Below are 23,306 nucleotides of genomic sequence, written 5' to 3'. Positions count from 1 at the left end.
ACCCCACGCACACACCTGGTGACAGGTCGGGCATTCGTGCCGCGCGGCACAGCCATGCCTTTGACCCACACGCTCCCCCCACAAAGCTCACATGGGAGGCTCCCGATGACCCCCGCCGCAGCCGTCACGCCGGTCGCTGCGCAGCCCTCGCACGCCTTCGGGGTGACCTTCACTCCGGCCGAGATCCTCGTCGGCCACCTGCGCCACGTCACCGCAGCGCAAATGGTGATCTGGGGCGTGCGGACTGAGCTGGCAGAAGACATCGTGCTCGCCGTCTCGGAGCTGGTCGGCAACGCGGCCCAGCACGGCAAGGGCGACGTCGATCTGCGGGTCACGTACGTGGGTGAGGAGCTGCGTATCGCAGTCACCGACGAGAACCCGGCCCCGGCGAAGCTGCGTACCGCCAGCAAGTACGACACCTCCGGCCGTGGCCTGTTCCTCGTCGCTGCCCTCTCGCAGGAATGGGGCGTCAGCGACGACGGCCTGACCACCTGGTGCACCTTCCGCGCACCCGCACGGAGGCCGTGATGGTCGCCGTGGACAGCAGCACAGCCACCCAGCTCCTGAGCCAGCCGGTCTCCTCGACCTGGACCAGGTGACGGCCTACCTGCTCCGGTACGCCGTCGCCATCCTCGCCATTCTCGACCTGATGGGAGATGACGCCACGTGACGCGCACTCCCGTACACGGACACACGACACGGAGGAGAGCAGTGACCACCACCCTCGCGAAGATGAGACTCGCCCCCCGGGAGAAGCAGGTCGTCGAGGGCCTGGCCGACGGCAGCACGCTCGCCGAGGTCGCGCTGAAGCTCACGATCCGGGACGGGACGGCAGCGGGCTACCTCAAGCTGGCCAAGCGCAAGCTGCACGGCGTGAGCGAGAACTCGGCTGCGCTTGCCGTCGCCTACGCCACCGGTGCCATTGACGAGCCCGAGTCTCGGGACCCCGAAGGGCTGAACCTGCCCGAGGAGCAGCGTGATCTCCTGCCGCTGATCGCGCAGGGCATGTCGGCCTTCCAGATGGCGAGCGAGCTGAAGCGGCCGGTCGAGGTCGTCCGCCGCGACGCCCGTGAGCTGATGGCGAACCTCCAGGCCCGCAACCCGGCACACACCATCACGCGCGCGTGGCAGTACCGGCTCCTCACCGCGGATCAGGTGCTCGCATGGATTCCGTGACCCCCGCCGGCACCCAACGACGCGGACCACTCCGCCCCCACCCCTGCCACTAAGGACACTGACGATGAAGCGGACGTCGACGGTGCGGACGCTGCCGATCGAGCTCACCAACCTGGGGCGCACCAGCCTGCCCGAGGGTTGGTTCCTTCACCCTGCGGTCGCGAGGATCAACGACTACCTGATGGGCGGATGTGACAACTACGCGGTCGACCGGGAGTTGGCCCAGCTCCTCGTGAATTGGGCCCCGTGGCTGCGGGCCATGGTGGCGATCAACCAGCGGCACCGGCCTCACGCCGTCACCGCCCTCGCATGTGATCTCGGGATCACCCAGTTCCTGGACCTGGGGTGCGGCCTACCCTCCCGCTGGAGCAGGGGCCTCCAGCGCCACGAGCCAGCCTTGACGTACGAGGCCGCCCGAGCAGTCCACACGGACGCCCGAGTCGTCTACGTGGACAACGACCCGATGGTGTGCGCGCACGCACGCGTGGTGCTGGATACGAACGGGTTCACCGCTTCGCTTCAGGCAGACATCTGCCACATCGGCGAAATGTTCGACCGCCCCGAGATGCAGACCCTCGACCGCAGCCGGCCCATCGGCGTCCTGGTCCACGACCTGTTGCCGTGGGTGAGCGACGAAGCCGCGGAAACAGCGATGGCAGCGCTGCGTGACTGGCTTCCGGCAGGCAGCGCCATCTCCGTGACCCACGCCGCCGCCGACCTGGCGCCGATGATGATGCAGGACGTCATTGCCCACTACGGCGCAGTCGGCATCGAGTACCGGCCGCGCACGCTGAAGCACATCAAAGCCCTGCTGGCCCCATGGGCTCCCCTTCCGCCGGGCATTGTCCCGACCGCGCACTGGCGTGTCAGAGACAACCGCCGCACGAGGTCAGGCGAGCACTCGTACGCCTACGCCGCCGTCGTCACCGCCTAGCACACCCTCAGACTCCGCTTCCTGAAGCCCGCGCCTCTCTCCGTCCTGACTAGTAACTCTCGGAGCTCCCACCCATGCCCCCCTCCCCCCCATCGAGGTTCCCCGCGATGCGACCGCAGCCCGAGTCGCTCTGCCCACCGGCCACGGTTGCGCAGGATTCGGCTCCTACTCAGTCTCCGGCCCCTGCGGCTGCCTCGCCTGCGAACTGGGCCAGTGTCTGGCCCGCGATACCAGGCGCTGCGCGATTCGCCGTCGTGTTCACCCGCACTCGCCTGGCATTGACGGCCTGGTCAGGCGATCAGAACATCGCGGCCACTGCTGTGAAGGAACTCATGCTGAACGCTGCACACCATGTGGGCGCAGGTGAAGTCTCACTCGTTCTGACCGTTTCTGAGGACCAGGAGCTGCTCATTCAGGTGATGGACGAGGACCCCCACTTCAATGGGTTCGCCGAGGCCTGTGCCGTGGAGAAGCGAACCGGGCTCGGCCTCGTTAAGGCCCTTGGGGGCGAGATCACCTGGCGACTGCGGGAGGAGGGGGGCAAGGCCGTCCAAGTGCGACTGCGCGCAGCACCCCAGTGACCTCCGGTGACATCAGGCGCGCAGTCCCGCGCCGCGCACACCTCCGATCAGGGAGCTCCCCAGTGAAGCCGCTGACGCAGATCACGGTGACACGCACGCTCGTCGACGGCACCAAGTACACGGTGACGGCTGCCGACTCTCAGTACGGACGGAACGGACGGCTGGGACGGGTCGCTCTGGGTTTGGATCACTGGAACGGCGGCAAGCCAGAACGTATGCACAAACGCATACGTGGGTGCATATACTCGGGGTATGGCTGACACCAGCGTACGAATCGACACGACGACGAGGGACCGGCTCAAGGCCCTCGCCCAGGCCCGCGGCCTGAGCCTGGCCGCCTACCTCGACGAGCTGTCCAAGGATGCGGAGAACCAGGCGCTGCTTGGTCACGCGACCGCCGCCTTCGACGCGGCGCTGGAGCGTCCGGGCCTCAAGGATGCCTTCGACGAGGCCTTCGGGGGCTTGCCCCAGTCGCCCGGCGGTAGCCGTTCGACTAGCCGGGCGGCTTGAGCTTTGAACCTGCACATCGACGTCCGGTGGCTCCTCGACCGGCAAGAGCGGGTCCTCGGCAAAGAGCTAGAGGTCCAGGACTACTCGGCGCTGGTCGCGGCCGTCGCCCGGCACCGGGTGAACACGCCCCACCTGGACGTGGACGACCCCGACGCGTACTGGCGGGCCGCCGCACTGCTGGACACGATCGTCCTGGAGCGGCCGCTACCCGTTCGGAACGAGCTGTACGGGTACGCGGTCGCCGTGGCATACATCGAGGCCTCCGGCGAGACGGTCGGCGGTACCCAAGAACAGTGGATTCAGCTGATCGGCGACATTAAGGCACTGCGGCTGACCACCTACGACATCGCCGACCGGCTCCGCTCCTGGCGCACGTAACCAGGCACGGCAGGAGACGGTGGCTGCTCGGGTGCCGCCTGGCCTACTCGCCCTTCAAGTGTGGTTTCCCAACAAGGTTCGTGTTGGGGCCGACCCGCATGTTCGGCTCGTGTCCACTCGGCACCTACCTGGTGCAGAGGGTTGGACAGCTCAGGGTCGGAGGCAGAACCGCGTGTGTGCCTGTACGTGCTCGCCGTACCCGGTCCGCTTCTCTCTGGTTGGCTCAGGAGCCTTGCCGTAGGTGCGCGAGAGCCTCGGCGAGAGGCAGCTCGTACCGGTCCTTGTCCTTCTCCCAGCGCGCCATCACCGAGGCCGCTGCTTCGGCCATCTCGGAAGGGAGTCCTGCCTCTCTGAGCGTGTCGGCGACTTCCTGCATCTCGGGGCCCCATCGCCAGGCTCGTGCCGCAACGCTGGGCAGGTACTCCGGGTCGGAAAGGATCTGCGACGGCATCCTCCTGGCCTCTTCCGTGAGGAGGTCGGCGACGCCGTGGGCATCGGCCAGAGCGTGTGAAACGCCGGCCAGCGTGCGTGCGGCCTTTTGGAAGCCCGCGAATGATGCCTTCAGAGCCGAGGCAGAACCGACGCGTTTGCCTGCGCTGCGCACCTCCACGGCAGAGTCCTTGAACAGGGTGTGCATGAGTTCTGCGGCATGGCCGTCACCCGCTACGTACAGGCGGCACGACCGCCCTGCGCTGGGCGGAGGGCCGAAGATCGCCCCGTCCAGTACGACGGGGGCCGGGCGGATCTCGCTCGCGATCCGGTCCATGCGCTGAGGACTGATCGCGTTTGCGTCGACATAGAGACCCTTGAAGGCGTATCCGGCGACCTCGGTCGCAACGTCTTCCGCGGCATGCGGCGGACAGATGGACAGGACAGCGTCGCTCGCGCCGAGTACTTCTTCGAGCGAGGCGCAGGATGTCAGGCCTGCCTCCTGGGCGCGCTGAGCCGTCGCCGAGCTACGGCCGACGGAGACCCACAGGACACGACCAGCTCCGACAGCCTGGGCGGCCACGGCCGCTCCCATCGAGCCGGGGTGCAGGACGGTCACCGTGGTCACTGTGTTCCTCCAGGGGGAAGCTCGGCCGGGGTCTGCTCCTGGTGAGCGACGATAGCCTCCCGCATGGCGATGGCCGCTGGGGCGGTCCGGGCGGGATGCAACGCAAGGTGGCGGCCAAACTGTCCCAGACGCTTTCGGACGCTCTCCGTACGGCGACGCGCGTTCACGCCGAGCACGTCGTAGATCTGCAGGGCCGCGCCGTCGAGATCCCCACGGCTCAAGCGCGCCGTGGCGAGGTCCATGCGTGCCAGCGACATCTCCCCGAGACGACGGTGCTCTGGAGGGGCTGCCTCGAACATGCTCACTGCCTCGTCGGCCCGCGACTCGGCGTCACTGAGGTGCTGGTTGCCTCCGAGCCACAGGTGGGTGCTGCTCGCATAGAACAGTTGCTTCTCCTGCGGGAAGGCCATCATGCCGCCAGGAAGGTCGTCCCCGAGACCCATCCGATCGCGCATGCTGTCGGCGCTGTTCAGGGCAGCGATGGCGTCGCCCGCCTGCTGAAGTTGCCCATAGGCACGGGCCTTGATACTGGCCAACCGGATGTGGGCCGTGCCGTGCTCGGGCGTGAAGTCGCCTCCGGCCTCAGCGAGGCGCACGGCGTCGTGGGGGCGGCCGTCCCAGTACGCGATCAGGGCTTGCAGCCCTCTTACCCATGCCCGCAGGCCGTTGTGGCCGGCGAGTTCGCCGCACATGAAGGCGGTACGGGCCTGAGTCTCTGCTGCCTCGTACCGGCCCAGGTCGAAACTGGCGTTGGCCAGGACGCCGCACAGTACGCCTGCCGCCACGTAGAGGTCTCGGGTGTACTGAGGTGGCTGGCGACCCTCAAGGAGCTCGAAGGCTCGGTCGCGAAGGTCACGCACTTCACGGAACAGAGGACCAACAGGGCGATTAGGGTAGTTGGTCACGATCCGCCGGATATCTGCCTCCAGCTGCTCCATCGTGTGAGGGCCAACGTTGCTGCTCTCTGCCCTGGCAGCGAACCGCGCTGACTCATTGGCGGCTGCCATCACCACATCCTCGGCGCCGTAGTCGAGCTGACCTTCCGGGTCTGATTCTGTCGGCCCGTGAAGGTCGGGGGAACTGTCGGCCGCCGAGGCAGGTACGAACAGGCGGCCGACAGGGATCCCCGGGAACATGTACTGCAAGATGCGCCGAGCCTCGGTGCGCGGGGCCGTCTTCACCTCGCCGTGGACCCACCTAACGAACTGACGCTTCTCTGGTGGTGGGGCGGTCGCGAGAGAGGACGGCCCCTCAAGGTCCGCCAGCTCTCGCGCGGCTTCCTGATACCGCCTCTTGAATACGTCGTACTCCTGCCAGCCCTTCTGGTTGACCAGGATCTGGAAGAGAGGCGGTTCCGATTCCATAGCCGCTCCTTGGGCTTCGGGCGTTCGTCTGGCATCCACGCTAGACAGCAACAGCCGTGCGAGGACAGGGCACTTGCCCAGAAGGTCCGGCTTACGAGGTGAGATGACAGCGATGTGACGCGGGACGACGCAAGACGACATCGTTAAGGCACTCGTTAAGGCATCACCGCTCGGCCAGACTGCCGCTTCCATCGCAGACATCACGGATCTCAGACTGTGCTGTCACGTTCCGTTGAACCGGTGGGTTGACGAGGGGGGGAATCACGATGTGCCGCGCTGCACATGACCTGCGGCGGCAGCGGGGGCGGCGATGTTGACGACTACTTCTGCGAGTTGAGCGATGATGCCTCCACGCTTCCCACAACCCATGCTCGTCTCCTCCCAGGCAGGGCTCGCTCTTGCTGGCACCGAGGCACTGGCCCTCGATGCCAAGCCGGAGACACGTGGTCGGATTGCGGCCGCCGAGCAGCTGACGCCCGTCCGCCCGCAGCCGTGGGCGCGCAGCTGGCGCATAGAGGCCTGCGTCCCCAGACTTGCTCGCCTGCACGCTCAGACGCAGCTGAGCATGATGGCCTGGCCCGGCAACCAGAGCGCCGGCGTACGGATCGTCGCCGAGGTCGTCCGGAACGCTCTGGACCACGTCCGCAAGGGCCTGGTCGAGCTGAGGCTGTCGGTGGTCGAAGACGACGTGCTGCTCATCGACGTGACGGACCCGGCCCCGGGGGACGAGAAACTCGACGAAGCCCTGGCCAGCGGCGATGGCACAGGCCTTTGGCTCGTGCGACATCTCGGCGGCGAGGTCAGCTGGTTCCCCGCCGCCTCCGGCATCGGCAAGACCATCCGCGTGCGGATGCAGCCCGGCGAGACGAGACCTACAGCCCCGGCCGTCGAACCGGGCTGAGTCACCCGCGGCCGCTGCTGAACCACGGCACGCACGCCTTGCCGTGCCAGCCGAGCACAGCAGCGGCCGGACATCCAACGCAGACCCGCACCGCGCATACCTCCAACCAGGGAGCCCCCAGTGAAGCCGCCGACGCAGCGCACCGTCACCCTCGTGCGCCCGACCGACGCAGCACCGACGCAGCATGGTGACGGCGCACATGCGGTTGCGCCCAGTGCCCCAGTCCCCATCGCGGTACCGGACGATGTGCCGCTCAGACTGAGCGTTGCCCTGTGCTGGCCGATGCCCGGACGGACCGCGCGGAACGTGGTGCTGAACCGGCTTCGCACCTTCGGGTGGGGCGGCAGCGAGGATGCGGCAAGCCGAGTAGCTGATGTCCTCGCGACCAACGCGGCCGATCACGCGGCGGCCCTGGACTGCGGTGAGATCCCGCTGAGGCTAGTCATCCTCCCGGACAACCAGCTCCTCATCGAAGTCGACGACGGCACGCCCGACTTCCCGGACTTCAACAAGGCCCAGGCGGAAGCCTCTGTCGGGCGCGGCCTGTGGTGGGTGAGCCACTACCGAGGCCGGCTGACCTACTTCCCGCTGCTGGATGACCAGGGCGAAACGGTGGGCAAGACGGTGCAGGTGCTGCTCCCGGCGACGTGGGGTGAGGCGGCGTGACCTCCACACCGGTCTCGCACCGTCGCGACCGTCGACGCCGCACACAGGCGGAGCGCGACATCCTCGAACAGGTGCGAGCAGCCCTAGCAGTGCCCCTGGTGTTCCTCGCGGCCCTGCTGTGCTTTGCCGTCCTCGCCTGGCAGATAGCAGGCCTCTCGGTAGGCACGCTCCTGATCGGTTTGGCGTCCGGCCTGGTCGCGGCGGCAATCCTCGGCGCGATCCGCGCCCAGAGGGCCACCGCCGTCCTGCAGCGGGCACATGAAGCGGAACTCGCCGCCGTACAGAAGGCCGGGGAGGAGGCACTTCAACGGGTCACAGACGCAGCGACTGCCGTCGAGAAGACCCTGCTGTGGACGGCCGACGAGCTGTGCAGGGGTGGAAGGCCCTCCGTACCCGACAGGCTCCCGCCGATCGAGGGTGAGGGCCCGGCAGCGGAGGCGGTGGGGCTGCTGACTGAGGTGCAGGTTCAGGCCGTGGAGGCTCTGATCCGTGTGCAGGAGCAGTCGCAGTCTGCGGTGCTGGTCGAGATGCTGCGCCTTCTGTCCCGGCGTGAACACGCGTTGGTCAGCCGGGCGCTGGAGGCGCTGACTGAGCTGCAGAAGCTGACCGACGACCCCGAGCTACTCGATTACACCTTCCAGATCGACCACCTGGTGACCCGGATGCGGCGCATGGTGGAGAGCAAGGCCGTGCTGAGCGGGGAATCCCTGCGCAGTACCCGTAGCCCCCTGAGCGTGCTGACGGTGCTGCGAGGCGCGACGTCGGAAGTGCGGCAGTACGCGCGGGTCGGAGTGGCCGCAGGGACGGTGGGCTCCGAGCTGGCGCTTCCAGGGCACGCAGGTCCTGACCTGTCGCACCTGGTGGCCGAGCTGATCGAGAACGCGACGGAGCTGTCACCCCCGGAGACACGGGTGATGGTGCGAGCGGAACGAGTGCCGAAGGGGCTGGCGATCGAGGTCGAGGACCGCTCGGTACTGATGACGCCGGAACTGCGGCAGCGGGCGAACCGTCTCCTTGCCGGACCGGACAGGGGGGACATCAGCCGCCAGCTGCGGGAGGGGCACCTCGGTTTGATCACCGCCGCCTCCATTGCCCGCCGTCACCACATGTCCGTCACGCTTCAGCAGAACCCGGCGGGCGGTACTACCGCGCAGGTGATCGTGCCCGACCGGCTGCTGGTGCCCATCGCAGCTCCCAACGTCGTCCCTGCAACCGGACAAGCCGCCGCGCCGCCTGCGCAGGCCCAGCCGCTCCCGGCCGCCCCACCCAGCCCTCCGGCGCCGACGGCACCGCCCGCCCCCTCACCGCGGCAGTCGCAGCCCGCCCCCGGTGCTGCTGGCCGGCCACAGCTGCCGCGCCGCCGGGCTGAACGCCTGCCCATACCCGAGCGCGAGCAGCCGACGCCGAGCTCAACACGTGCCGCAAGCCCCGGCCTGGCCGCAGCGTTCCTCCGCGGCTCGCAAGCGGGACGCCCGGAGGCTGCCGGGGAGCCGCCGCAGTCCGGCCGCCCCGGCGACCCTCCAGCCGCGCGCCCGTAGGAACCGACCGGCCTCGCCCCCTTGAGACGGGCGGGGTGCCGAATTCCCTGATGGAGACCCCTGATGACCTTCGAGACGACGAACCCTGCGGTCCCCGCCGACCTGAAGCCGCAGGAGCAGATGGCGTGGCTGCTGAACCAGTTCGTGGACAACGTGCCGGGTGTCACGCACGCAGTGCTGGCCTCCCGGGACGGGATCAAACAGCTGTACAGCGAGGTGACGAGGGACCAGGCGGACACCATGGCCGCCGCGCTCTCCAGCTTGTTGTCCCTGTGCGCGAACTTCCCCGGCCCCGAGGGCGAGAAGATGCACCCCCGGCAGGTCATGATCGAACGGGATGACTGCCTGATCTTCGTCCAACGCGCGGGCAGCACCGACGTCTTCCCCAATCTCCCAGGCAGCGAGAGCGGCGGGGTCGACACCGTGTTGGGTGTGCTCGCCACCCCCGACGCGAACGCCGGTGACGTCGGCTTCGAGATGAGCCGTCTGGTGGGGAACTTCGGGCCGTACATGGTCACCCCTGTCCGGCACGAGCACGAAGCCCGATGAGCCCGAAGGCCCGACGCGAGCCCTTACCGGCCGAGAGCGCGGAGGACACGCTGACGGCCGTGCGGCTCTACACGCTGACCGCAGGCCGCACGCGCCCCCGCCACAGGCTTCGCCTGGAGACGGTGCTGGAGATCGGCCCGGGCAGACCGGGCCCCGGGATGCCGCACGAGTGCGGACAGATCCTGGCTCTGTGCACAGAGCGGCGGCGCTCGGTAACCGAGCTGGCCGGCACCATCGGCCGTCCCGTGAACGCCGTCAAGATCCTCGTTTCTGACCTGCTGGACGCGCGTGCCCTGGTGGTCCCCGTCACCGCGTCCTTCACCACGGATTCCTCGGGCAAACCCCGCCCGAGCGGTGAGCTGCTGGAGGCAGCCCTTGCTGGTCTCAAGGCCCGGTGGCCCGATGCATACCCGAAGGCCGGCTGACCCGGCGGCGCCCGATGGCGCCAAAAACCCGAGGAAGGACGTCGGCGGCGCGGCCGTCTTGAAGATCGTGGTCGCCGGGGGCTTCGGAGTCGGCAAGACCACCTTCGTGGGGGCGGTCAGCGAGATCCCGCCGCTGCACACGGAGGAGTACCTGACCGAAGCCAGCGCGGCCACTGACCGTCTGGACGGAGTGGAAGCCAAGTCGACCACCACGGTTGCCTTCGACTTCGGCCGCATCACCTTCGACGTGCCGGTGCCTCTGGAGATGTTCCTGTTCGGCACACCCGGCCAGGACCGCTTCCTGGACATCTGGAACGACCTGTCCCACGGCGCGGTCGGTGCCGTCGTCCTGGCCGACACACGCCGCCTGGACACCAGCTTCACCGCGGTCACCTTCTTCGAGCAGAAACGCCTGCCGTTCGTCCTGGCCATCAACGAGTTCGAGGGCGCGTACCACTACGAGCCCCACGAGATCCGCGACGCGTTCGGTGTGCCCGACCACGTTCCCGTCCTGCCATGCGACGCCCGCATGCCGAACTCCGTCGCCGGGGTCCTGCGCGACCTGGTCGCGCACGCCCTGACCGCTCCCGCCCACCCGACCGATCCAGCCCTCTTGGACGCCCGATGACACAGACCCCCCACACCGGCCGCCCGCTCACACCGGCCCGCCCACGAACCGACGGACAGGAGGAACACCTGATCACCCCGCCTCCCGGCCTGATCGTCCCCGGCCATGACAGCGACCCGGAGAGCCCGGAGCTCGCCGAGCGGATCGCGCTGCTACAGCGCCTGGGCATCTCGGCAGGCCCGGACCCCGAGTTCGATGAACTGGCTACAGAGTTGGCCACCAAGACCGGGTTCCTGTACGCGATGGTGAACCTCTTCCTGCCCGAGCAGACCTTCGTCGGCCTCCACAACCCGCCGCCCGGCAGCGGCCACCCGATCGTCACCCGGACCATGAGCCGCGACCACGGCTATTGCCCCGAGGTCGTCAACCGCAAGAAGGCCCTACCGCTGCCCGACGTGCGCGCCAGCCCCCGCTTCGCCAGCAATGAAGTCGTGGACGCCATCGGCATTCTCAGCTACTTCGGCGCCCCGCTGATCCACGAGAGCGGTGTCGTCCTGGGCACCGTGTGCGCCATCGACCCCCAGCCGCGTTCCCTGCCGCGTTCCCTCGATGAGGCACGCCGGCTGCTGGGCATCGTCAAGGCCACCGGCGACGAGGCCATGGCCCGTATCGGCGCCCGCACGCCCTGACACCCCAGCTCCCATAGACGCCCCCACGCCGACCGCGCCGAGACGAACCAGCGGTCTCGGCCCCCGCCTTGCGACGACACAGGGAGAGGGAACGACCATGCCGACAATGCTCACACCGAATCTCACCCCCGAGCAGACTCTGCTGTACCAGGAAGCCGACGCCCTTGCCGCCGAGGAGATCGCCCCCCGCGTGGCGGTCAGTGAGAACGCGCCTCACCAAGTCGAGCGCGACATCCCGCGACTTCTCGCCGACCGCCGCTGGTTCGGAGTGACCATCCCGAAGGCCTTCGGTGGGCTGGACGCCGGCCACGTCGCCAAGACGATCCTGATTCACCACCTGTCGAAGGTGTCCGGGGCCGCCGGAGCGATCCTCCAGGCCGGTCTGATCCCGGTGGCTGCCGTGTCGAACTTCGCCACCTACGAACAGAAGGCGTACTGGCTGCCGCAGGCCGCCGAGGGCTCGGCGCTGCTGTCGATCGCGGTGACCGAGCCGGAGACGGGCGGCCACATCGGCGGCATGGAGACCGTCGCCGAGCGCGACGGCGACGAGTGGGTGATCACCGGCAGCAAGGTGCACATCGGCAACAGCCACCTCGCCCACCTGCACGTCGTCATAGCCCGCACCGCGCCCGAGGGCACCAGGCCCTCGCAATCCCTGACGGCGTTCCTCGTCGAGCACGACCGCAGCGGTCTGACCGTACGGACCCACCGGGCCGGTCTCGGCCTGCACGGCTTCACCCGCGGCCGTCTCGACTTCGACCGTGTGCGGGTGCCCGACACCAACCGGCTCGGCGAGATCGGGCAGGGCATGGACGTGGCCAAGAGCAGCAGCATCCTCTGCGGGCTGCCCAACTTGACCGCCGTCAGCCTCGGCCTCCACGAAGCGATGGTGGAGCTCACCACCAGCTACCTGAAGGAACGCCGCCGCTACAACGGCACCCTCTCCGACCTGCCTGTTCTGCGCGACCGCCTCGGAGACATGGAGTCCAGGTTCCGGACCGCCCACAACCTCGCCTACCAGGCAGTCGGCCTGCTCGATCAAGGCCTGCCCTGCGACGGGGAACTGGCCAACGCCAAGTACATGGGCCACAAGCTGGGATTCCGCTCGGGCCAGGACGCCATGGAACTGCACGGCGCCCGGGCCCTGGACGCCGACTACGCCCTGCAACGCCTGTGGCGGGACATGCAGCACACCTACCCTCCGGCCGGCACCGGGGAGTTCCAGCGCATCCGCCTCGCTCAGAGCCGCCTGGGGGAGAGCACCCCCCAGTGGTCCCAGCTCCTGGGAACGGCGAACCCCGCCCGGCTCCACCCCGACCCCGCCCCCGCCTGACCCCCCGCGCGAGGCAGCGGCCCCTCCTTCCGCCGCCTCGCGCGGGTTCCCCGCCCTGCCGCCGGGAGCATCCGATCCCCCTCCCGGCGGCAGGGCCCCGCAGCACAGTCACCACCGTTGAGAGGAAGCACGCCATGTGCAGGCACCAGACGCCCTGTCCCCCCGCGTACGCACCCGACGCCGACGCGGCCGCGATCACCGCGCGTGGTGACGCTCAGGGCTGGGTGCTCCTGTGTAACGGGATCGTGCGTTTCGACGACACCGGCGAACTGCTCCCGGACGGACGGATTGTCGCGCCCCACCGGCCCACGCCCGCGCTGGTGGCCGCATGAGCGCTCCGACCACCCGACCCCGCGACGCGGCCGACGTGACGGCCTCGATGCCCGCACCGTTGACGGTGGAACTCCGGCCCGCGACCGAGGCCTATGACTACGAGCACTATCGGAGTCGGCTCGTCGACCCTTCGATCCTCGCCGAAAGTGTCGCGGTCCGCGTCCACCGGGCCCCGCTCCTGGCCGTCCCCGCGGGCGGCCCGCGACGCGGCGGCTACCTCTCCGTGACGCACCCCGGGATCGGCGAGGCCATCCGGCACCTGCTGCTCGGACGGCCCGGCTTCTGGGACCTGCGGATGTACCTGTCCCCCTGGGATGACACCTGCCACGTCCTGCGATGGGGTCACGAACCGCGATCCGACGACCCCGTATACCTCGGCCGCTTCTACGGCTACTGCCCAGCCGCGAGCAGCTCCTTCCTGTGCAACCGGGGAGCAGCGGCATGAGCGGCCGCGTCACCACCCGCCGTTACGTGACCAAGCAGTACTACTCGGGCGGCAAGCACGTCCCGTACATCGCGGCCTGGTCGAGGGAGAAGCAAAGCACGGACGGCCTCGTGCGGGCGCGCCGGATCGGTGGCGAAGGCATCGTCTACCACAACGAGGACCCGGGCATCGACCGCCACATGAACGCGCTGTGGGTGCGGACCTCTCTCGCCCGAGGGAAGGACGAGCCAGTCTTCGACAACGTCCACGCCATGCGCCAGCGGCGGGCGATGCTCCACCAGCTCTGCCAGGTCTGCAGCGAGACGACATTCGGCCGCGATGATGAACGGCACCTGTACCTGGTCCGTGCCGACGCCGGCAACCCCATCCGTGAAGGGGAGAAGACCAACTCGCCCCCCGTGCACCCCGAATGCGCTGAGGAGGCGGTGCAGATGTGCCCCCGTCTGCGTAAGGGCTACGCGACCGCTCTGGTGGAGCGCCCCCTCGGGTGGGGAGTGGCTGGGCTGGTCTACGACCCCGACACCCTTACGCCGCTCCCCAGCGAGGACCTCACGTTCGTCTCGTACGACGACGAGCGCCTCCGGTGGACGCTCGCGGCCCGGCTGGTCCTGGAACTCCGTGGTGTCACCCCCGTCCGCCTGGAGGACGTTCTCACGACTGCCGCATAGACAGCGCCCGACGATCCCGCTTCCACACCCGTCCGCCCGGACGGATACCCGGCATCCCAACGCGGCGATGCACCTGACGCGATCCTCATAGGTGATCTCTTGACGCAGAGAATCGAAGACTATGCACTCATCGGAGACATGCAGACCGCTGCCCTGGTCTGCCGGGACGGCACGGTGGACTGGCTGTGCCTGCCCCGCTTCGACTCGCACGCCATCTTCGCCGGCCTGCTGGGCAACGAGGAGCACGGCTTCTGGCGGCTCGGGCCCGCGTACGCCTCCGACCAGCAGCCGCCCACCGCCGCCCGGCGCAGCTACCGCGGTGACTCGCTGATCCTGGAGTCGGAGTGGGACACCCAGCGGGGCACGGTCCGGGTGACGGATTTCATGCCGCCGCGTGACGGCGCCCCGCAGCTGATCCGGATCGTGGAGGGCGTCTCGGGCCGGGTCCCGATGCGCTCGGCGCTGCGGATGCGGTTCTCCTACGGGCGGGTGGTGCCGTGGGTGCACAAGCACGAGGGGCGCACGGTGGCCGTGGCGGGCCCCGACTCCGTGTGGTTCGACACATCCGCCGAGACCTACGGCAAGTCGCTGACGACGTACGCGGACTTCACGGTCGCGCCGGGTGACCGGATCGCGTTCACGATCTCCTGGCAGCCCTCGCACAAGGAGCCGCCGCCGCTGCCCGAGCCCGAGCAGTCGCTGGAGGCGACGGAGGACTTCTGGCGCGAGTGGGTCGACCACTGTACGTACCACGGGCCGTACCGCGAGGCCGTGGTCCGCTCGCTGATCACGCTGAAGGCGCTGACGTACGCCCCGACCGGCGGCATCGTCGCCGCGCCGACCACCTCCCTGCCGGAGGACATCGGCGGCGTCCGCAACTGGGACTACCGCTACACGTGGCTGCGCGACGCGGCGATCACGCTGTCCTCACTGCTGCGCACCGGCTACCGCGAGGAGGCCCGCGCCTGGCGTGAGTGGCTGCTGCGGGCCGTGGCCGGCGACCCGGAGAACCTGCAGATCATGTACGGCATCGCCGGCGAGCGCGAGCTCGGCGAGGCGGAGCTGGACTGGCTGCCGGGCTACGAGAACTCCGGCCCCGTCCGGGTCGGCAACGGCGCCGCGCACCAGCTCCAGCTGGACGTGTACGGCGAGGTCACCGAGGCCCTGCACCTGGCCCACATGACGGGTCTCGCGCGCAACGACTACGCCTCGCTGCTCCAGCTGAAGCTGATCCGCTACCTGGAGGACCACTGGCAGGACCCGGACGAGGGCATCTGGGAGGTGCGCGGCCCGCGCCGCCACTTCGTGCACTCCAAGGTGATGGCCTGGGTCGCCGTCGACCGCACGATCAAGCTGATCGAGTCCGGCGACGCCGACGGCCCGCTGGAGCGGTGGAAGGAACTGCGCGACGACATCCACCGGGACGTGTGCGAGAAGGGCTACGACAAGGAACGCAACACCTTCACGCAGTCGTACGGCTCGAAGGAGCTGGACGCGTCGCTGCTGCTGATCCCGCAGATGGGTTTCCTGCCGCCGGACGACAAGCGCGTCATCGGCACCATCGAGGCGATCCAGCGGGAGCTGTCCACGCCGGACGGCTTCATCCTGCGCTACCCGACACAGGGCGACAACGAGGGCGTCGACGGTCTGCCCGGCGACGAGGGCGCGTTCCTCGCCTGCTCGTTCTGGATGGCCGACGACCTCGCGATGATCGGCCGCGTGGACGAGGCCCGCAAGCTGTTCGAGAAGCTGCTGTCGCTGCGCAACGACCTCGGCCTGCTGGCGGAGGAGTGGGACCCGCACCTCCAGCGCCAGGTCGGAAACTTCCCGCAGGCGTTCAGCCACGTGCCGCTGATCGACACGGCACTGCGTCTGACGGCTGCGGGCGCTTATGACAGCCAGGCCTCTGGGGCCCATAGGCCCCACCCGCATCCCGTTCCGAACGGGCAATACGGCGTGCGAGTAGCTGCGCCGGCCTGAACGAACTCCCCTCGTTGGACGCTCTCTAAGACGCCCGCCCGGAGCACCGGCTGCCACGCCCCTGGCGCCGGGCGGCACCAGGCCCGGCGCGGGGCAACGGCTAACACGCCCCCGACTTCGGGGAGCTGAACCCCCGCGCTGGGCACGGACGGCACCACCTCGGACACCCTGCACCGCCGCATTTGACGACTCCGCACCTTCCCACTCACCCAAGGGGGGCACTTCTCGTGGATGACCTACTCCCTGCCTTCGTCGACCGGCTACTCGATCAGGGGCGTGACCCTGGCGAGATTCCCAAGATTGGCGTCTCGGAAGTCACCGGGTGGCTGATTCCGCTGGCTGGCCGGATCCTCGCCGCCCTCGACACTGCGACGCCCGAGGCTGGCGTCGACGCGTTCCTGGCGCACGGCTACGCCCACCTGCCCCTTCCCGGGCCGGACGGCCGCACGGTCTACCTGCGTGTGGCTTCCCATTCCGCGATGGAGCCGTGGCCGGTGAAGGCCACCTCCGTCGTCCTGACCCTCGCGGGCACCGTGGCGCTGGAGATGTACCAGGAGATCACCGACGCGATGGTCGGCTTCCCCCTGTACGCGCGCCGTTTCGGCCCCGAGGAGGTGTTCGCCGTGCACCCGGACACGGTGTGCGCCACCCAGAGCAGTCCCGATGGCGTGCAGGTCCTCGCCACCGCGAGTGGAGACCCACGGCCGGGGATGCTGCTGGCCGGCGACGAGTACGCGGCCGCCTCCCAGCGTGCCCGCAGGGCACTCGAAGGCCTCCACGCTCCGGCAGGTGATCACCGGTGAGGACTGCGAGCAGGTGGCTGGCCAAGGTGCCGTCCCTGGACGTGTTCCACCTGCGCGAGGTGCAGCGCATCAGCCGCGACGTACTTGACCGGCTCGCCGAGGATCGCGACCTGCTGACCCGGCTCGTCCATGAGGTCCCGGACGACCCGGAGCGCCTGGCTGACAGCCGAGTCACGCTGCTGCTCGACCGGCTGTCGCTCTACCAGGCCCCGGATCGCGGTTTCGAGATCCGCCTGAACATGAGCCCGCGGCCCGACAACCAGCTCGTGCCGCACGACCACTGCTACCCGTTCGCCACCCGCATCCTCGCCGGCGGCTACGTGCACGTCGTGCGCCGCCGCACTGACGGCTGGCACGGCCCGTTTACCGGCGCGGACCTCGAACCCGGCATCGTCACTGTCGAGCGGCCCGGCAGCGCCTACACGCTGGATCACACGATGGTGCACCAGGCGGTGATGGAACCGGACACGGTCACTCTGTTCATCCGCGGCCCGCGCCGAAAGGGGCACTCCCACGCGGCCGAAGAGCTGATGCCGCCTAAGGAGACGTGGCCACCACCGGCCGAGCCCGGCGACCAGCCCGCCGAGTCGCGGCCCGCGACGCTTGAGGAATACACGCGGATGCGTACCTACCTGATCCGGCGCGGCCTCATCGGCTGATGCTCCTCTTCCGCCGACCCTCGCGCGCCGGACCTGTGCGACGCGAGAGGCTACGGCGAACCGACCGCACAACCCAAGGAGCAGCCGATGACCGGCATCCTGACGACTGATCACCCGGCCTGGCACGCACACGAGGACGGTACGCACGCGCGGGCCGTCCGTACCGCCTCCGGCATCTGGACCCTGACCTTCAACGGGCGGGGCCTGCACCTGGAGTGCGTGCACGGCACGGAGGACGTGAAGCCGCAGCTCATCACCACGGACCCGGCCTGCCTGCCGGACGCCGTCCCCGCCGCGCTGCGGAGCGCACTGAACGCGCTTGGCGCGACGCAGCGGCTGGCGAACCCGTGGCTGTGGGATGCGATCACCACCGCGGTCCTGCGTCAGGTCGTGCGCGCCGGCCAGGCCCGCAAGCTGTACCGCGACTGGTGCCGCACCTTCGGCACCACCGTGCAGGGCCCGTTCGGCGAGCTCGCCGTCGCGCCCGCGCCCGCCAAGGTCCTCGCCCTGCCCGACGAGGAGTTCGCGGGCGTCGGCGCGAAGTTCCACCGCACTGCCCTGCAGGCCGCAGCCACGTACTACGAGCGGCACCACAGCACGTGGGAGGGCTTGGACGCCGCCGACCTGGTCACGGCATTGAAGAGCATTCCACGTATCGGCCCGTGGACGGCGGCGGCCGCCGCCTCCGACTACACCGGCGACTTCAGCATCTACCCGCACGACGACCTCGCCGTGCGCACCTGGGCCGCCAAGGCCGCCCCTGAGCACAACTGGCCCGACAAGAAGGACAAGGCGTTCGGCCCGCTGTGGACCGGATGGGCCGGCACCGACCGCACCGCCCTGCACACCCTGACTCTCTCCACCCTCACCTGGGGCTCACACGCCCGCGCTGATCTGGAGGATCCATGCGGCAGTTAAGGCTGATCTCGGGCGCCGACGACACTCACACACTCGACGCCCTGTTCGTGAACGCTCCGCTGCGCGACTACACCCGGCGGCCGCGCACCAACGACTACACGTTGCCGGTGCTCGGCATGGCCTACATCGCCACCTACGCCCAGCAGGCCGGCTTCAATGTCGGCGTCCTCGATGCCGAAGCGCACGGACTGGGCATCGAGGAGACGGCCAAGCTCGTGAACGAGGCCGCGCCTCGGTGGGGCGCGATGAACCTCCTGGCGCCCACGTACGAGATGTCCGCCCGGATCGCCGCCCAGCTCAGCCCGGATATCGCGCTGATGGTCGGCGGACACCACGCCAAGGCCATGCCGGACCGCGTGCTGGCCGACCCTCGCATGGCCAACCTTCGGGCCTTGGTCCTCGGCGAGGGCGAACTGCGCGTCGCCGCGCTCCTGGAGGACGAGCAGCGCAGGCGGGAACTGCCCGGCGTGCTGTGGCGCGACCCGCTGCTGGGCACCCGGGCCGCCGGCATCGCGAACCCGAAGACGAGCGCGCAGATGCTCGGCCCGGACATCAACACGCTGCCGTACGTGAACCGCGTCTTCCTGCCGCAGGACCCGTACCAGGCCCCGCCGACCGAGCTCGACCGGCGGCTGGCCGCCCACCACGGCACCGACGCCTACAGGCTGATCGCCCGGACCGGCCGCCTGGAGGCCAACATCGTCGGCAGCCGCGGCTGCCCGTACGACTGCGGTTTCTGCGGGGCCGCCGTCAGCGCCAACCCGGACATCAAGATTCGTGTCCGTGACCCGGAGAACATCATCGGCGAGCTCGACCGGCTCCACGACGAGCATGGCGTGACCGCGTTCAGGTTCGTCGACGACCTGTTCCTGGGCGCCCGGCGCGTCATTGAGGAGCAGATGGAGGCCTTCACCCGGCACGGCATCGGCGGGCGGTACGTGTGGGACGCCACCGGCCGCATCAACGTCCTCGACCGGCTCTCCGACCAGCAGCTGGAACAGCTCGTCGACAACGGCCTGCGGGAAGTCGCGCTCGGGATCGAATCCGGCAGCGACCGGATGCTGGAGGCGATGGACAAGCGGATCAACGCCGAGATGACCGAGCGCGTCGCCCGCCGCCTCGTCGCCTACGGCATCGGGATCAAGGGCTACTTCATCCTCGGCTACCCGGGCGAGACTCAGGAGGATCTGGACGCGACGGTCCGGCACGTCCGGAACCTGTGGGCCATCGCCGACCAGAACCCCGGCGACGTGCGTGCCAGCGTCTTCGAATTCAGGCCCTACCCCGGCACGCCCGTGTGGAAGGAACTCACAGACGCCGGCCACAGCCCGGACGATCTCCTCGCGTACGGCGACGTCGACCTGACCGACGATGGCGCCGACGAGTCCATGCGCCAGCGCGACGAGTTCAACTTCAGCGTCGGCATCCAGTTCGGCGACGTGCCCCTGCAGACGATCCGGTCGACGCTCGCGATGCTCACCCGCGAGCAGCACGAGCGGAACCAGGGCGGGCCGGGGGTGGCCGCGTGACGAGCGAGCGCACCGGATGGTTCGTCTCCATCGACGGGCCCAGCGGCGTCGGCAAGTCCACCGCCGTGAAGGCCCTTCACGACGTTCTCTCCGCGCAGGGGCGTCCTGCCTGGCGGACCGTCGAGCCGACTACCAGCGACCTCGGCCGGTTCACCCGCAGCCACGCCAACCAGATCCACGGCCTGGCACTCGCCTGCCTGGTGGCCGCCAACCGCTACGAGCACATCGAGACCGAGATACAGCCAGCGCTGCACGCCGGCGAGGTGATCGTCAGCGACCGCTACCTGCCCTCGACGCTCGTCCTGCAACAGCTCGACGGGGTCCCGCTGGACTTCCTGCTCGCCATCAACGAACACGTCCTGATGCCGGACCTGGCCGTCATCCTCACCGCGGACCCGGGGCGTATCGCCGAGCGCATCGCCGAGCGCGGCCCCACGCACCGCTTCCACCTCGACCCCACCGCACCCAGCCGCGAAGTCGACCTCTACGCCAAGGCTGCTGCGTACCTGATGGGCAGAGGGGTCAAGGTTCTGCTCCTGGACACCAGCAACTACGCCCCATCGGACGTAGCGCGCCGAATCGCCGACGACATCCCGACCCTGCCGCTAGCGTCGGTTGCCCCACCCACCCACAGAACCCCCCAGGGAACATGAGCGAACAACTGGCACAGCCCGTCATCGACACCCACGTCATCCTCCGCGATGGCGACAAGATCCTCTTCTCGCAGCGCGGTGGGCCGTACGGCCACGGCCGGTGGCACGTGCCGTCGGGCAAGCTCGACGCGGGTGAGCCCCTAACCGTTGGGGCGGCCCGCGAACTCTATGAGGAGACGGGCGTCACTGTCAGCCCGGAACACCTGCGCCTCGTCCACACCGTGCATCACCGGCAGGACGGGCACGAGCGGATCGGCTTCTTCTTCGTGGCCACCACATGGGAGGGAGAGCCCATCAACCGGGAGCCCGAGAAGTGCCTCGCGCTCGACTGGTTCACCGTCCATGAGCCGCCGGAGGACATCATCGAGTACCCCGCCGCAGGCCTGCGCGGCTACCTGGAGGCGGAGTCCACGTTCACGGAACACGGCTGGTAGAGCACCCCGTCCACGGCACTGGCGGGGCGGGAAGACAAATTGTCTTCCCGCCCTGCGCCTTGCCCGGGGCCTCGCGCGCCGATCCGCCTAGTAGAGGCCGTCGGCGATTCGGCCATCGCCCGGCCCATCGCCGCCCCGGGCGCCCCAAGGGTCGATGCATGGCGCACCGGCGCTCGGCGGCGCGCTGGTGCGGATCCCGCTCCGACTCAAACACGTGTGTTCGAACCGGCCGTGCTCGTCGTTGACGCAACGACACCACAACGTTCGCCTACAGCCATGAGAAGGAGGGGAGTTGACCTCAACCGACGCCACGGCGCCGCCCCCGCCAGCGCCCGCCGAGATCACCTACGAGGGCCAGTACTCCGTGAACCCGCTCGCCCAAGCCTCTTTCGGCAAGCTCTGTGGGCAGATTCCCTCCGTCCTCCTGCGGATCGCCAGACTGTCGTGGGGCATCGACCCCCGGGCCGTGGTACTGCTGCTGATCTGCCCTGTCGGCACGGGCGTGGCCGCCGCCGCGATGCTCACCGCCACCGCCCGCGCCATGCGCTCCATCCTCGGAGACGGCAGCGTGGACGATCGGCTGCACCAAGCCCTTCCGGCCCTGCTCGTCGTGGCTGGGGCCGCTGCCCTGGCCCGCATCACGCAGGCGCTGGCCACGTACGGGGAGCGGCGACTGACGCCCCAGCTCACTACGGTCACCGATACCGCGCTGGTCGAGGCCGTCTGCCGTGTCGAGGCCGCGGCCTACGCGGAGGACGGCTTCGCCGACCGCCAGGAGGCCGCGGAGATGGGGGTGATCCGCACGCACGTGATGGTCAGCGACGCCCAGCGGTTCCTGTCTGCTCTCGTCAAGATGGTCACTGCATGCGGCGTCTTGTCTGTGCTGAACCCCATGATGCTGCCGCTGCTCCTGCTGGCCGTTCTCCCCGCCGGCGTCGGCGCGACTCTCACCGCGCGGGTCGACTACGACATCCACTACGCGAACGTCGCCGACCGCAACGTCCGCGGAATGATGCGCTGGTGGGCCACCACGCCCAAGCACGGTGATGAGGTCCGCGCCAACAGCATGATCGACTACCTGCTGTTCTGGTACCGGTCCCTGTCGGAGCGCGTCGACCGGCGGACACTCGCTGCCGCCCCACGGACGCTGCGCATCTCCTTGGCGAGCTCCCTCGTCGGCGGCGTTTTCCTCCTCGCCACCTGGGTCATGCTCGCGTGGCTGGCTTCAACCGGCCGGATCGCCCTGGCCATCGCCGCCACGGCGGTCGTCGCCGTCCAGACCACGCTCGCCGCCCTGTCCCAGGTCGTCATCAACGGCGCCGCCCTGTTCAACACCAGCCTGTACCTCGGCGATATGCAGGCATTCTTCGACGACGCAGCGAAGCGCGCCCCCAAGCGGGGCGCGCTCGCCGTACAAGCCCCGGTGGAGGAAATCCGGCTCGATGAGGTCACCTACCAGTACCCGGGCAAGGAAAAGCCGGCCGTGGACCGGCTGTCGCTGACCCTGAGGCGCGGTGAGATTCTGGCGATCGTCGGTATCAACGGCGCCGGCAAGACGACCCTCACCAAGCTGATCACGGGCATCTTCCTGTCCGACAAGGGCAGCGTGACCTGGAACGGAATGGATCTCGCCTCCGTCGACCCGGTCACGGTCTGGCGCCACACCGGCCTGGTGCCGCAGATCTTCGCCCAGTGGCCGCTGCGGGTCCGCGAGAACGTCACCCTGGGCCAGCCCCGAACGGCGGACGACGGGCCCGTGTGGGAGGCGGTCGATGCTGTCGGCATGCGCGAGGCCGTCGAGGACCTGCCCCAGGGCCTGGACACGCTCCTGGCCCGCGAGATGTTCGGCGGGGCCGAACTTTCCGGCGGACAGTGGCAGCGTCTGGCCTGCTCCAGGGCCTTGTACCGGATGCCCGAGCTGCTGATCCTCGACGAGCCCACCTCGCAGATGGACCCGCGTGGAGAGCACGGCATGTTCGAGGCGATCAAGGCCATCGCCCGGGACCGCATCACGGTCATCATCACGCACCGGCTGGAGAACACCAAGGTCGCCGACCACGTTGTGGTTATGGAGCAGGGCCGCATCACTGAGCGGGGCTCCTACGACGATCTTGTCAACGCCGGCGGGACCTTCGCCCAGCTCCTCGAACTCTCCCAGGACCGGTAGCGACTCCGCTCTCCGACCGTGTGTGACGGCGCGGTCGGAGAGCGGTCA

At 69.1% G+C, this 23,306-nt stretch carries 26 protein-coding genes and 1 pseudogene; 25 read left to right on the top strand and 2 right to left on the bottom strand.

Features of this window, described 5'->3' with window-relative positions:
• Window positions 1-105 precede the first annotated feature (105 nt).
• The 6 genes from ACWD26_RS29455 to ACWD26_RS29430 all read left to right on the top strand — a co-directional run bounded on the left by ACWD26_RS29455 (window position 106) and on the right by ACWD26_RS29430 (window position 3,579).
• The gene (locus tag ACWD26_RS29455; RefSeq protein ID WP_451274978.1) at window positions 106-528 is read left to right on the top strand and encodes an ATP-binding protein; all 423 of its coding nucleotides are present in this window, start codon (window positions 106-108) and stop codon (window positions 526-528) included.
• 183 nt (window positions 529-711) lie between these two features.
• The gene (locus ACWD26_RS29450; protein ID WP_451274977.1) at window positions 712-1,176 is read left to right on the top strand and encodes a hypothetical protein; all 465 of its coding nucleotides are present in this window, start codon (window positions 712-714) and stop codon (window positions 1,174-1,176) included.
• 64 nt (window positions 1,177-1,240) lie between these two features.
• Window positions 1,241-2,110, top strand: a complete 870-nt coding sequence (locus ACWD26_RS29445) for an SAM-dependent methyltransferase (protein WP_451274976.1) — start codon at window positions 1,241-1,243, stop codon at window positions 2,108-2,110.
• A 254-nt stretch (window positions 2,111-2,364) separates the two neighbouring features.
• On the top strand, window positions 2,365-2,691 hold the full coding sequence (locus ACWD26_RS29440; RefSeq protein ID WP_451274975.1) for a hypothetical protein: 327 nt from the start codon (window positions 2,365-2,367) through the stop codon (window positions 2,689-2,691).
• 252 nt (window positions 2,692-2,943) lie between these two features.
• Window positions 2,944-3,201: an antitoxin MazE7 gene (locus ACWD26_RS29435; protein WP_451274974.1), complete on the top strand. Its 258-nt coding sequence runs from the start codon at window positions 2,944-2,946 to the stop codon at window positions 3,199-3,201.
• 3 nt (window positions 3,202-3,204) lie between these two features.
• Window positions 3,205-3,579, top strand: coding sequence for a toxin Doc (locus ACWD26_RS29430; RefSeq protein ID WP_451274973.1), 375 nt, complete (start codon window positions 3,205-3,207; stop codon window positions 3,577-3,579).
• 223 nt (window positions 3,580-3,802) lie between these two features.
• Here the strand turns inward: ACWD26_RS29430 and ACWD26_RS29425 are convergent, their stop codons facing one another.
• Both ACWD26_RS29425 and ACWD26_RS29420 read right to left on the bottom strand, forming a co-directional pair.
• Complete coding sequence (locus tag ACWD26_RS29425) at window positions 3,803-4,627, bottom strand: DUF1932 domain-containing protein (RefSeq protein WP_451274972.1); 825 nt, start codon at window positions 4,625-4,627, stop codon at window positions 3,803-3,805.
• A 5-nt stretch (window positions 4,628-4,632) separates the two neighbouring features.
• Complete coding sequence (locus ACWD26_RS29420; RefSeq protein WP_451274971.1) at window positions 4,633-6,000, bottom strand: hypothetical protein; 1,368 nt, start codon at window positions 5,998-6,000, stop codon at window positions 4,633-4,635.
• Window positions 6,001-6,367: 367 nt separating this feature from the next.
• Here ACWD26_RS29420 and ACWD26_RS29415 point away from each other — a divergent pair, with 367 nt between their 5' ends.
• From ACWD26_RS29415 to ACWD26_RS29325, 19 genes and pseudogenes are all read left to right on the top strand, one after another.
• Window positions 6,368-6,901: an ATP-binding protein gene (locus ACWD26_RS29415; protein WP_451274970.1), complete on the top strand. Its 534-nt coding sequence runs from the start codon at window positions 6,368-6,370 to the stop codon at window positions 6,899-6,901.
• Window positions 6,902-7,021: 120 nt separating this feature from the next.
• Window positions 7,022-7,567: a hypothetical protein gene (locus ACWD26_RS29410; RefSeq protein ID WP_451274969.1), complete on the top strand. Its 546-nt coding sequence runs from the start codon at window positions 7,022-7,024 to the stop codon at window positions 7,565-7,567.
• Window positions 7,564-9,105, top strand: a complete 1,542-nt coding sequence (locus tag ACWD26_RS29405) for a sensor histidine kinase (protein WP_451274968.1) — start codon at window positions 7,564-7,566, stop codon at window positions 9,103-9,105. Before ACWD26_RS29410 ends, ACWD26_RS29405 begins: the two co-directional genes overlap by 4 nt.
• Before the next feature lie 63 nt (window positions 9,106-9,168).
• Window positions 9,169-9,654 (top strand): roadblock/LC7 domain-containing protein, encoded by a 486-nt coding sequence (locus ACWD26_RS29400; RefSeq protein ID WP_451274967.1) that lies wholly within the window; start codon window positions 9,169-9,171, stop codon window positions 9,652-9,654.
• A complete protein-coding gene (locus ACWD26_RS29395) occupies window positions 9,651-10,079 on the top strand; it encodes a DUF742 domain-containing protein (protein WP_451274966.1) in 429 nt (142 codons plus the stop codon). The genes ACWD26_RS29400 and ACWD26_RS29395 overlap by 4 nt, the downstream gene beginning before the upstream one ends.
• The gene (locus tag ACWD26_RS29390; RefSeq protein WP_451274965.1) at window positions 10,057-10,707 is read left to right on the top strand and encodes a GTP-binding protein; all 651 of its coding nucleotides are present in this window, start codon (window positions 10,057-10,059) and stop codon (window positions 10,705-10,707) included. Before ACWD26_RS29395 ends, ACWD26_RS29390 begins: the two co-directional genes overlap by 23 nt.
• Window positions 10,704-11,336: a GAF domain-containing protein gene (locus ACWD26_RS29385; protein ID WP_451274964.1), complete on the top strand. Its 633-nt coding sequence runs from the start codon at window positions 10,704-10,706 to the stop codon at window positions 11,334-11,336. Before ACWD26_RS29390 ends, ACWD26_RS29385 begins: the two co-directional genes overlap by 4 nt.
• A 106-nt stretch (window positions 11,337-11,442) precedes the next feature.
• A complete protein-coding gene (locus tag ACWD26_RS29380) occupies window positions 11,443-12,669 on the top strand; it encodes an acyl-CoA dehydrogenase family protein (RefSeq protein ID WP_451274963.1) in 1,227 nt (408 codons plus the stop codon).
• Between the two features lie 134 nt (window positions 12,670-12,803).
• The gene (locus ACWD26_RS29375; RefSeq protein WP_451274962.1) at window positions 12,804-13,001 is read left to right on the top strand and encodes a DUF5999 family protein; all 198 of its coding nucleotides are present in this window, start codon (window positions 12,804-12,806) and stop codon (window positions 12,999-13,001) included.
• Window positions 12,998-13,447 (top strand): DUF6302 family protein, encoded by a 450-nt coding sequence (locus tag ACWD26_RS29370; protein WP_451274961.1) that lies wholly within the window; start codon window positions 12,998-13,000, stop codon window positions 13,445-13,447. Before ACWD26_RS29375 ends, ACWD26_RS29370 begins: the two co-directional genes overlap by 4 nt.
• Window positions 13,444-14,115: a hypothetical protein gene (locus ACWD26_RS29365; RefSeq protein WP_451274960.1), complete on the top strand. Its 672-nt coding sequence runs from the start codon at window positions 13,444-13,446 to the stop codon at window positions 14,113-14,115. Before ACWD26_RS29370 ends, ACWD26_RS29365 begins: the two co-directional genes overlap by 4 nt.
• Before the next feature lie 99 nt (window positions 14,116-14,214).
• Window positions 14,215-16,014: pseudogene (locus ACWD26_RS29360) on the top strand (glycoside hydrolase family 15 protein); the annotation flags it as partial.
• Between the two features lie 308 nt (window positions 16,015-16,322).
• Window positions 16,323-16,898, top strand: a complete 576-nt coding sequence (locus ACWD26_RS29355; RefSeq protein WP_451274959.1) for a hypothetical protein — start codon at window positions 16,323-16,325, stop codon at window positions 16,896-16,898.
• Window positions 16,899-16,924: 26 nt separating this feature from the next.
• A complete protein-coding gene (locus tag ACWD26_RS29350; RefSeq protein WP_451274958.1) occupies window positions 16,925-17,557 on the top strand; it encodes a hypothetical protein in 633 nt (210 codons plus the stop codon).
• Between the two features lie 87 nt (window positions 17,558-17,644).
• Window positions 17,645-18,475 (top strand): hypothetical protein, encoded by an 831-nt coding sequence (locus tag ACWD26_RS29345; RefSeq protein ID WP_451274957.1) that lies wholly within the window; start codon window positions 17,645-17,647, stop codon window positions 18,473-18,475.
• The gene (locus ACWD26_RS29340) at window positions 18,463-20,004 is read left to right on the top strand and encodes a B12-binding domain-containing radical SAM protein (protein ID WP_451274956.1); all 1,542 of its coding nucleotides are present in this window, start codon (window positions 18,463-18,465) and stop codon (window positions 20,002-20,004) included. Before ACWD26_RS29345 ends, ACWD26_RS29340 begins: the two co-directional genes overlap by 13 nt.
• Window positions 20,001-20,657: a dTMP kinase gene (gene tmk, locus ACWD26_RS29335; protein WP_451274955.1), complete on the top strand. Its 657-nt coding sequence runs from the start codon at window positions 20,001-20,003 to the stop codon at window positions 20,655-20,657. Before ACWD26_RS29340 ends, tmk begins: the two co-directional genes overlap by 4 nt.
• On the top strand, window positions 20,654-21,091 hold the full coding sequence (locus ACWD26_RS29330; protein ID WP_451274954.1) for an NUDIX hydrolase: 438 nt from the start codon (window positions 20,654-20,656) through the stop codon (window positions 21,089-21,091). The genes tmk and ACWD26_RS29330 overlap by 4 nt, the downstream gene beginning before the upstream one ends.
• A 292-nt stretch (window positions 21,092-21,383) precedes the next feature.
• Window positions 21,384-23,258 carry an ATP-binding cassette domain-containing protein gene (locus ACWD26_RS29325; RefSeq protein ID WP_451274953.1) on the top strand — a complete coding sequence of 625 codons (1,875 nt, stop codon included), beginning with the start codon at window positions 21,384-21,386 and terminating at the stop codon, window positions 23,256-23,258.
• Window positions 23,259-23,306 lie beyond the last annotated feature (48 nt).

This window comes from Streptomyces sp. NPDC002787, assembly GCF_053592095.1.
This window is presented reverse-complemented; position numbering and strand designations above follow the sequence as displayed.

Coding starts and splice junctions, on each gene's coding strand:
- ACWD26_RS29455 (WP_451274978.1), top strand. CDS start 106: ATGACCCCCGCCGCAGCCGTCACGCCGGTCGCTGCGCAGCCCTCGCAC.
- ACWD26_RS29445 (WP_451274976.1), top strand. CDS start 1,241: ATGAAGCGGACGTCGACGGTGCGGACGCTGCCGATCGAGCTCACCAAC.
- ACWD26_RS29435 (WP_451274974.1), top strand. CDS start 2,944: ATGGCTGACACCAGCGTACGAATCGACACGACGACGAGGGACCGGCTC.
- ACWD26_RS29420 (WP_451274971.1), bottom strand. CDS start 6,000: ATGGAATCGGAACCGCCTCTCTTCCAGATCCTGGTCAACCAGAAGGGC.
- ACWD26_RS29415 (WP_451274970.1), top strand. CDS start 6,368: ATGCTCGTCTCCTCCCAGGCAGGGCTCGCTCTTGCTGGCACCGAGGCA.
- ACWD26_RS29400 (WP_451274967.1), top strand. CDS start 9,169: ATGACCTTCGAGACGACGAACCCTGCGGTCCCCGCCGACCTGAAGCCG.
- ACWD26_RS29395 (WP_451274966.1), top strand. CDS start 9,651: ATGAGCCCGAAGGCCCGACGCGAGCCCTTACCGGCCGAGAGCGCGGAG.
- ACWD26_RS29390 (WP_451274965.1), top strand. CDS start 10,057: ATGCATACCCGAAGGCCGGCTGACCCGGCGGCGCCCGATGGCGCCAAA.
- ACWD26_RS29385 (WP_451274964.1), top strand. CDS start 10,704: ATGACACAGACCCCCCACACCGGCCGCCCGCTCACACCGGCCCGCCCA.
- ACWD26_RS29380 (WP_451274963.1), top strand. CDS start 11,443: ATGCTCACACCGAATCTCACCCCCGAGCAGACTCTGCTGTACCAGGAA.
- ACWD26_RS29375 (WP_451274962.1), top strand. CDS start 12,804: ATGTGCAGGCACCAGACGCCCTGTCCCCCCGCGTACGCACCCGACGCC.
- ACWD26_RS29370 (WP_451274961.1), top strand. CDS start 12,998: ATGAGCGCTCCGACCACCCGACCCCGCGACGCGGCCGACGTGACGGCC.
- ACWD26_RS29365 (WP_451274960.1), top strand. CDS start 13,444: ATGAGCGGCCGCGTCACCACCCGCCGTTACGTGACCAAGCAGTACTAC.
- ACWD26_RS29345 (WP_451274957.1), top strand. CDS start 17,645: ATGACCGGCATCCTGACGACTGATCACCCGGCCTGGCACGCACACGAG.
- ACWD26_RS29340 (WP_451274956.1), top strand. CDS start 18,463: ATGCGGCAGTTAAGGCTGATCTCGGGCGCCGACGACACTCACACACTC.
- ACWD26_RS29330 (WP_451274954.1), top strand. CDS start 20,654: ATGAGCGAACAACTGGCACAGCCCGTCATCGACACCCACGTCATCCTC.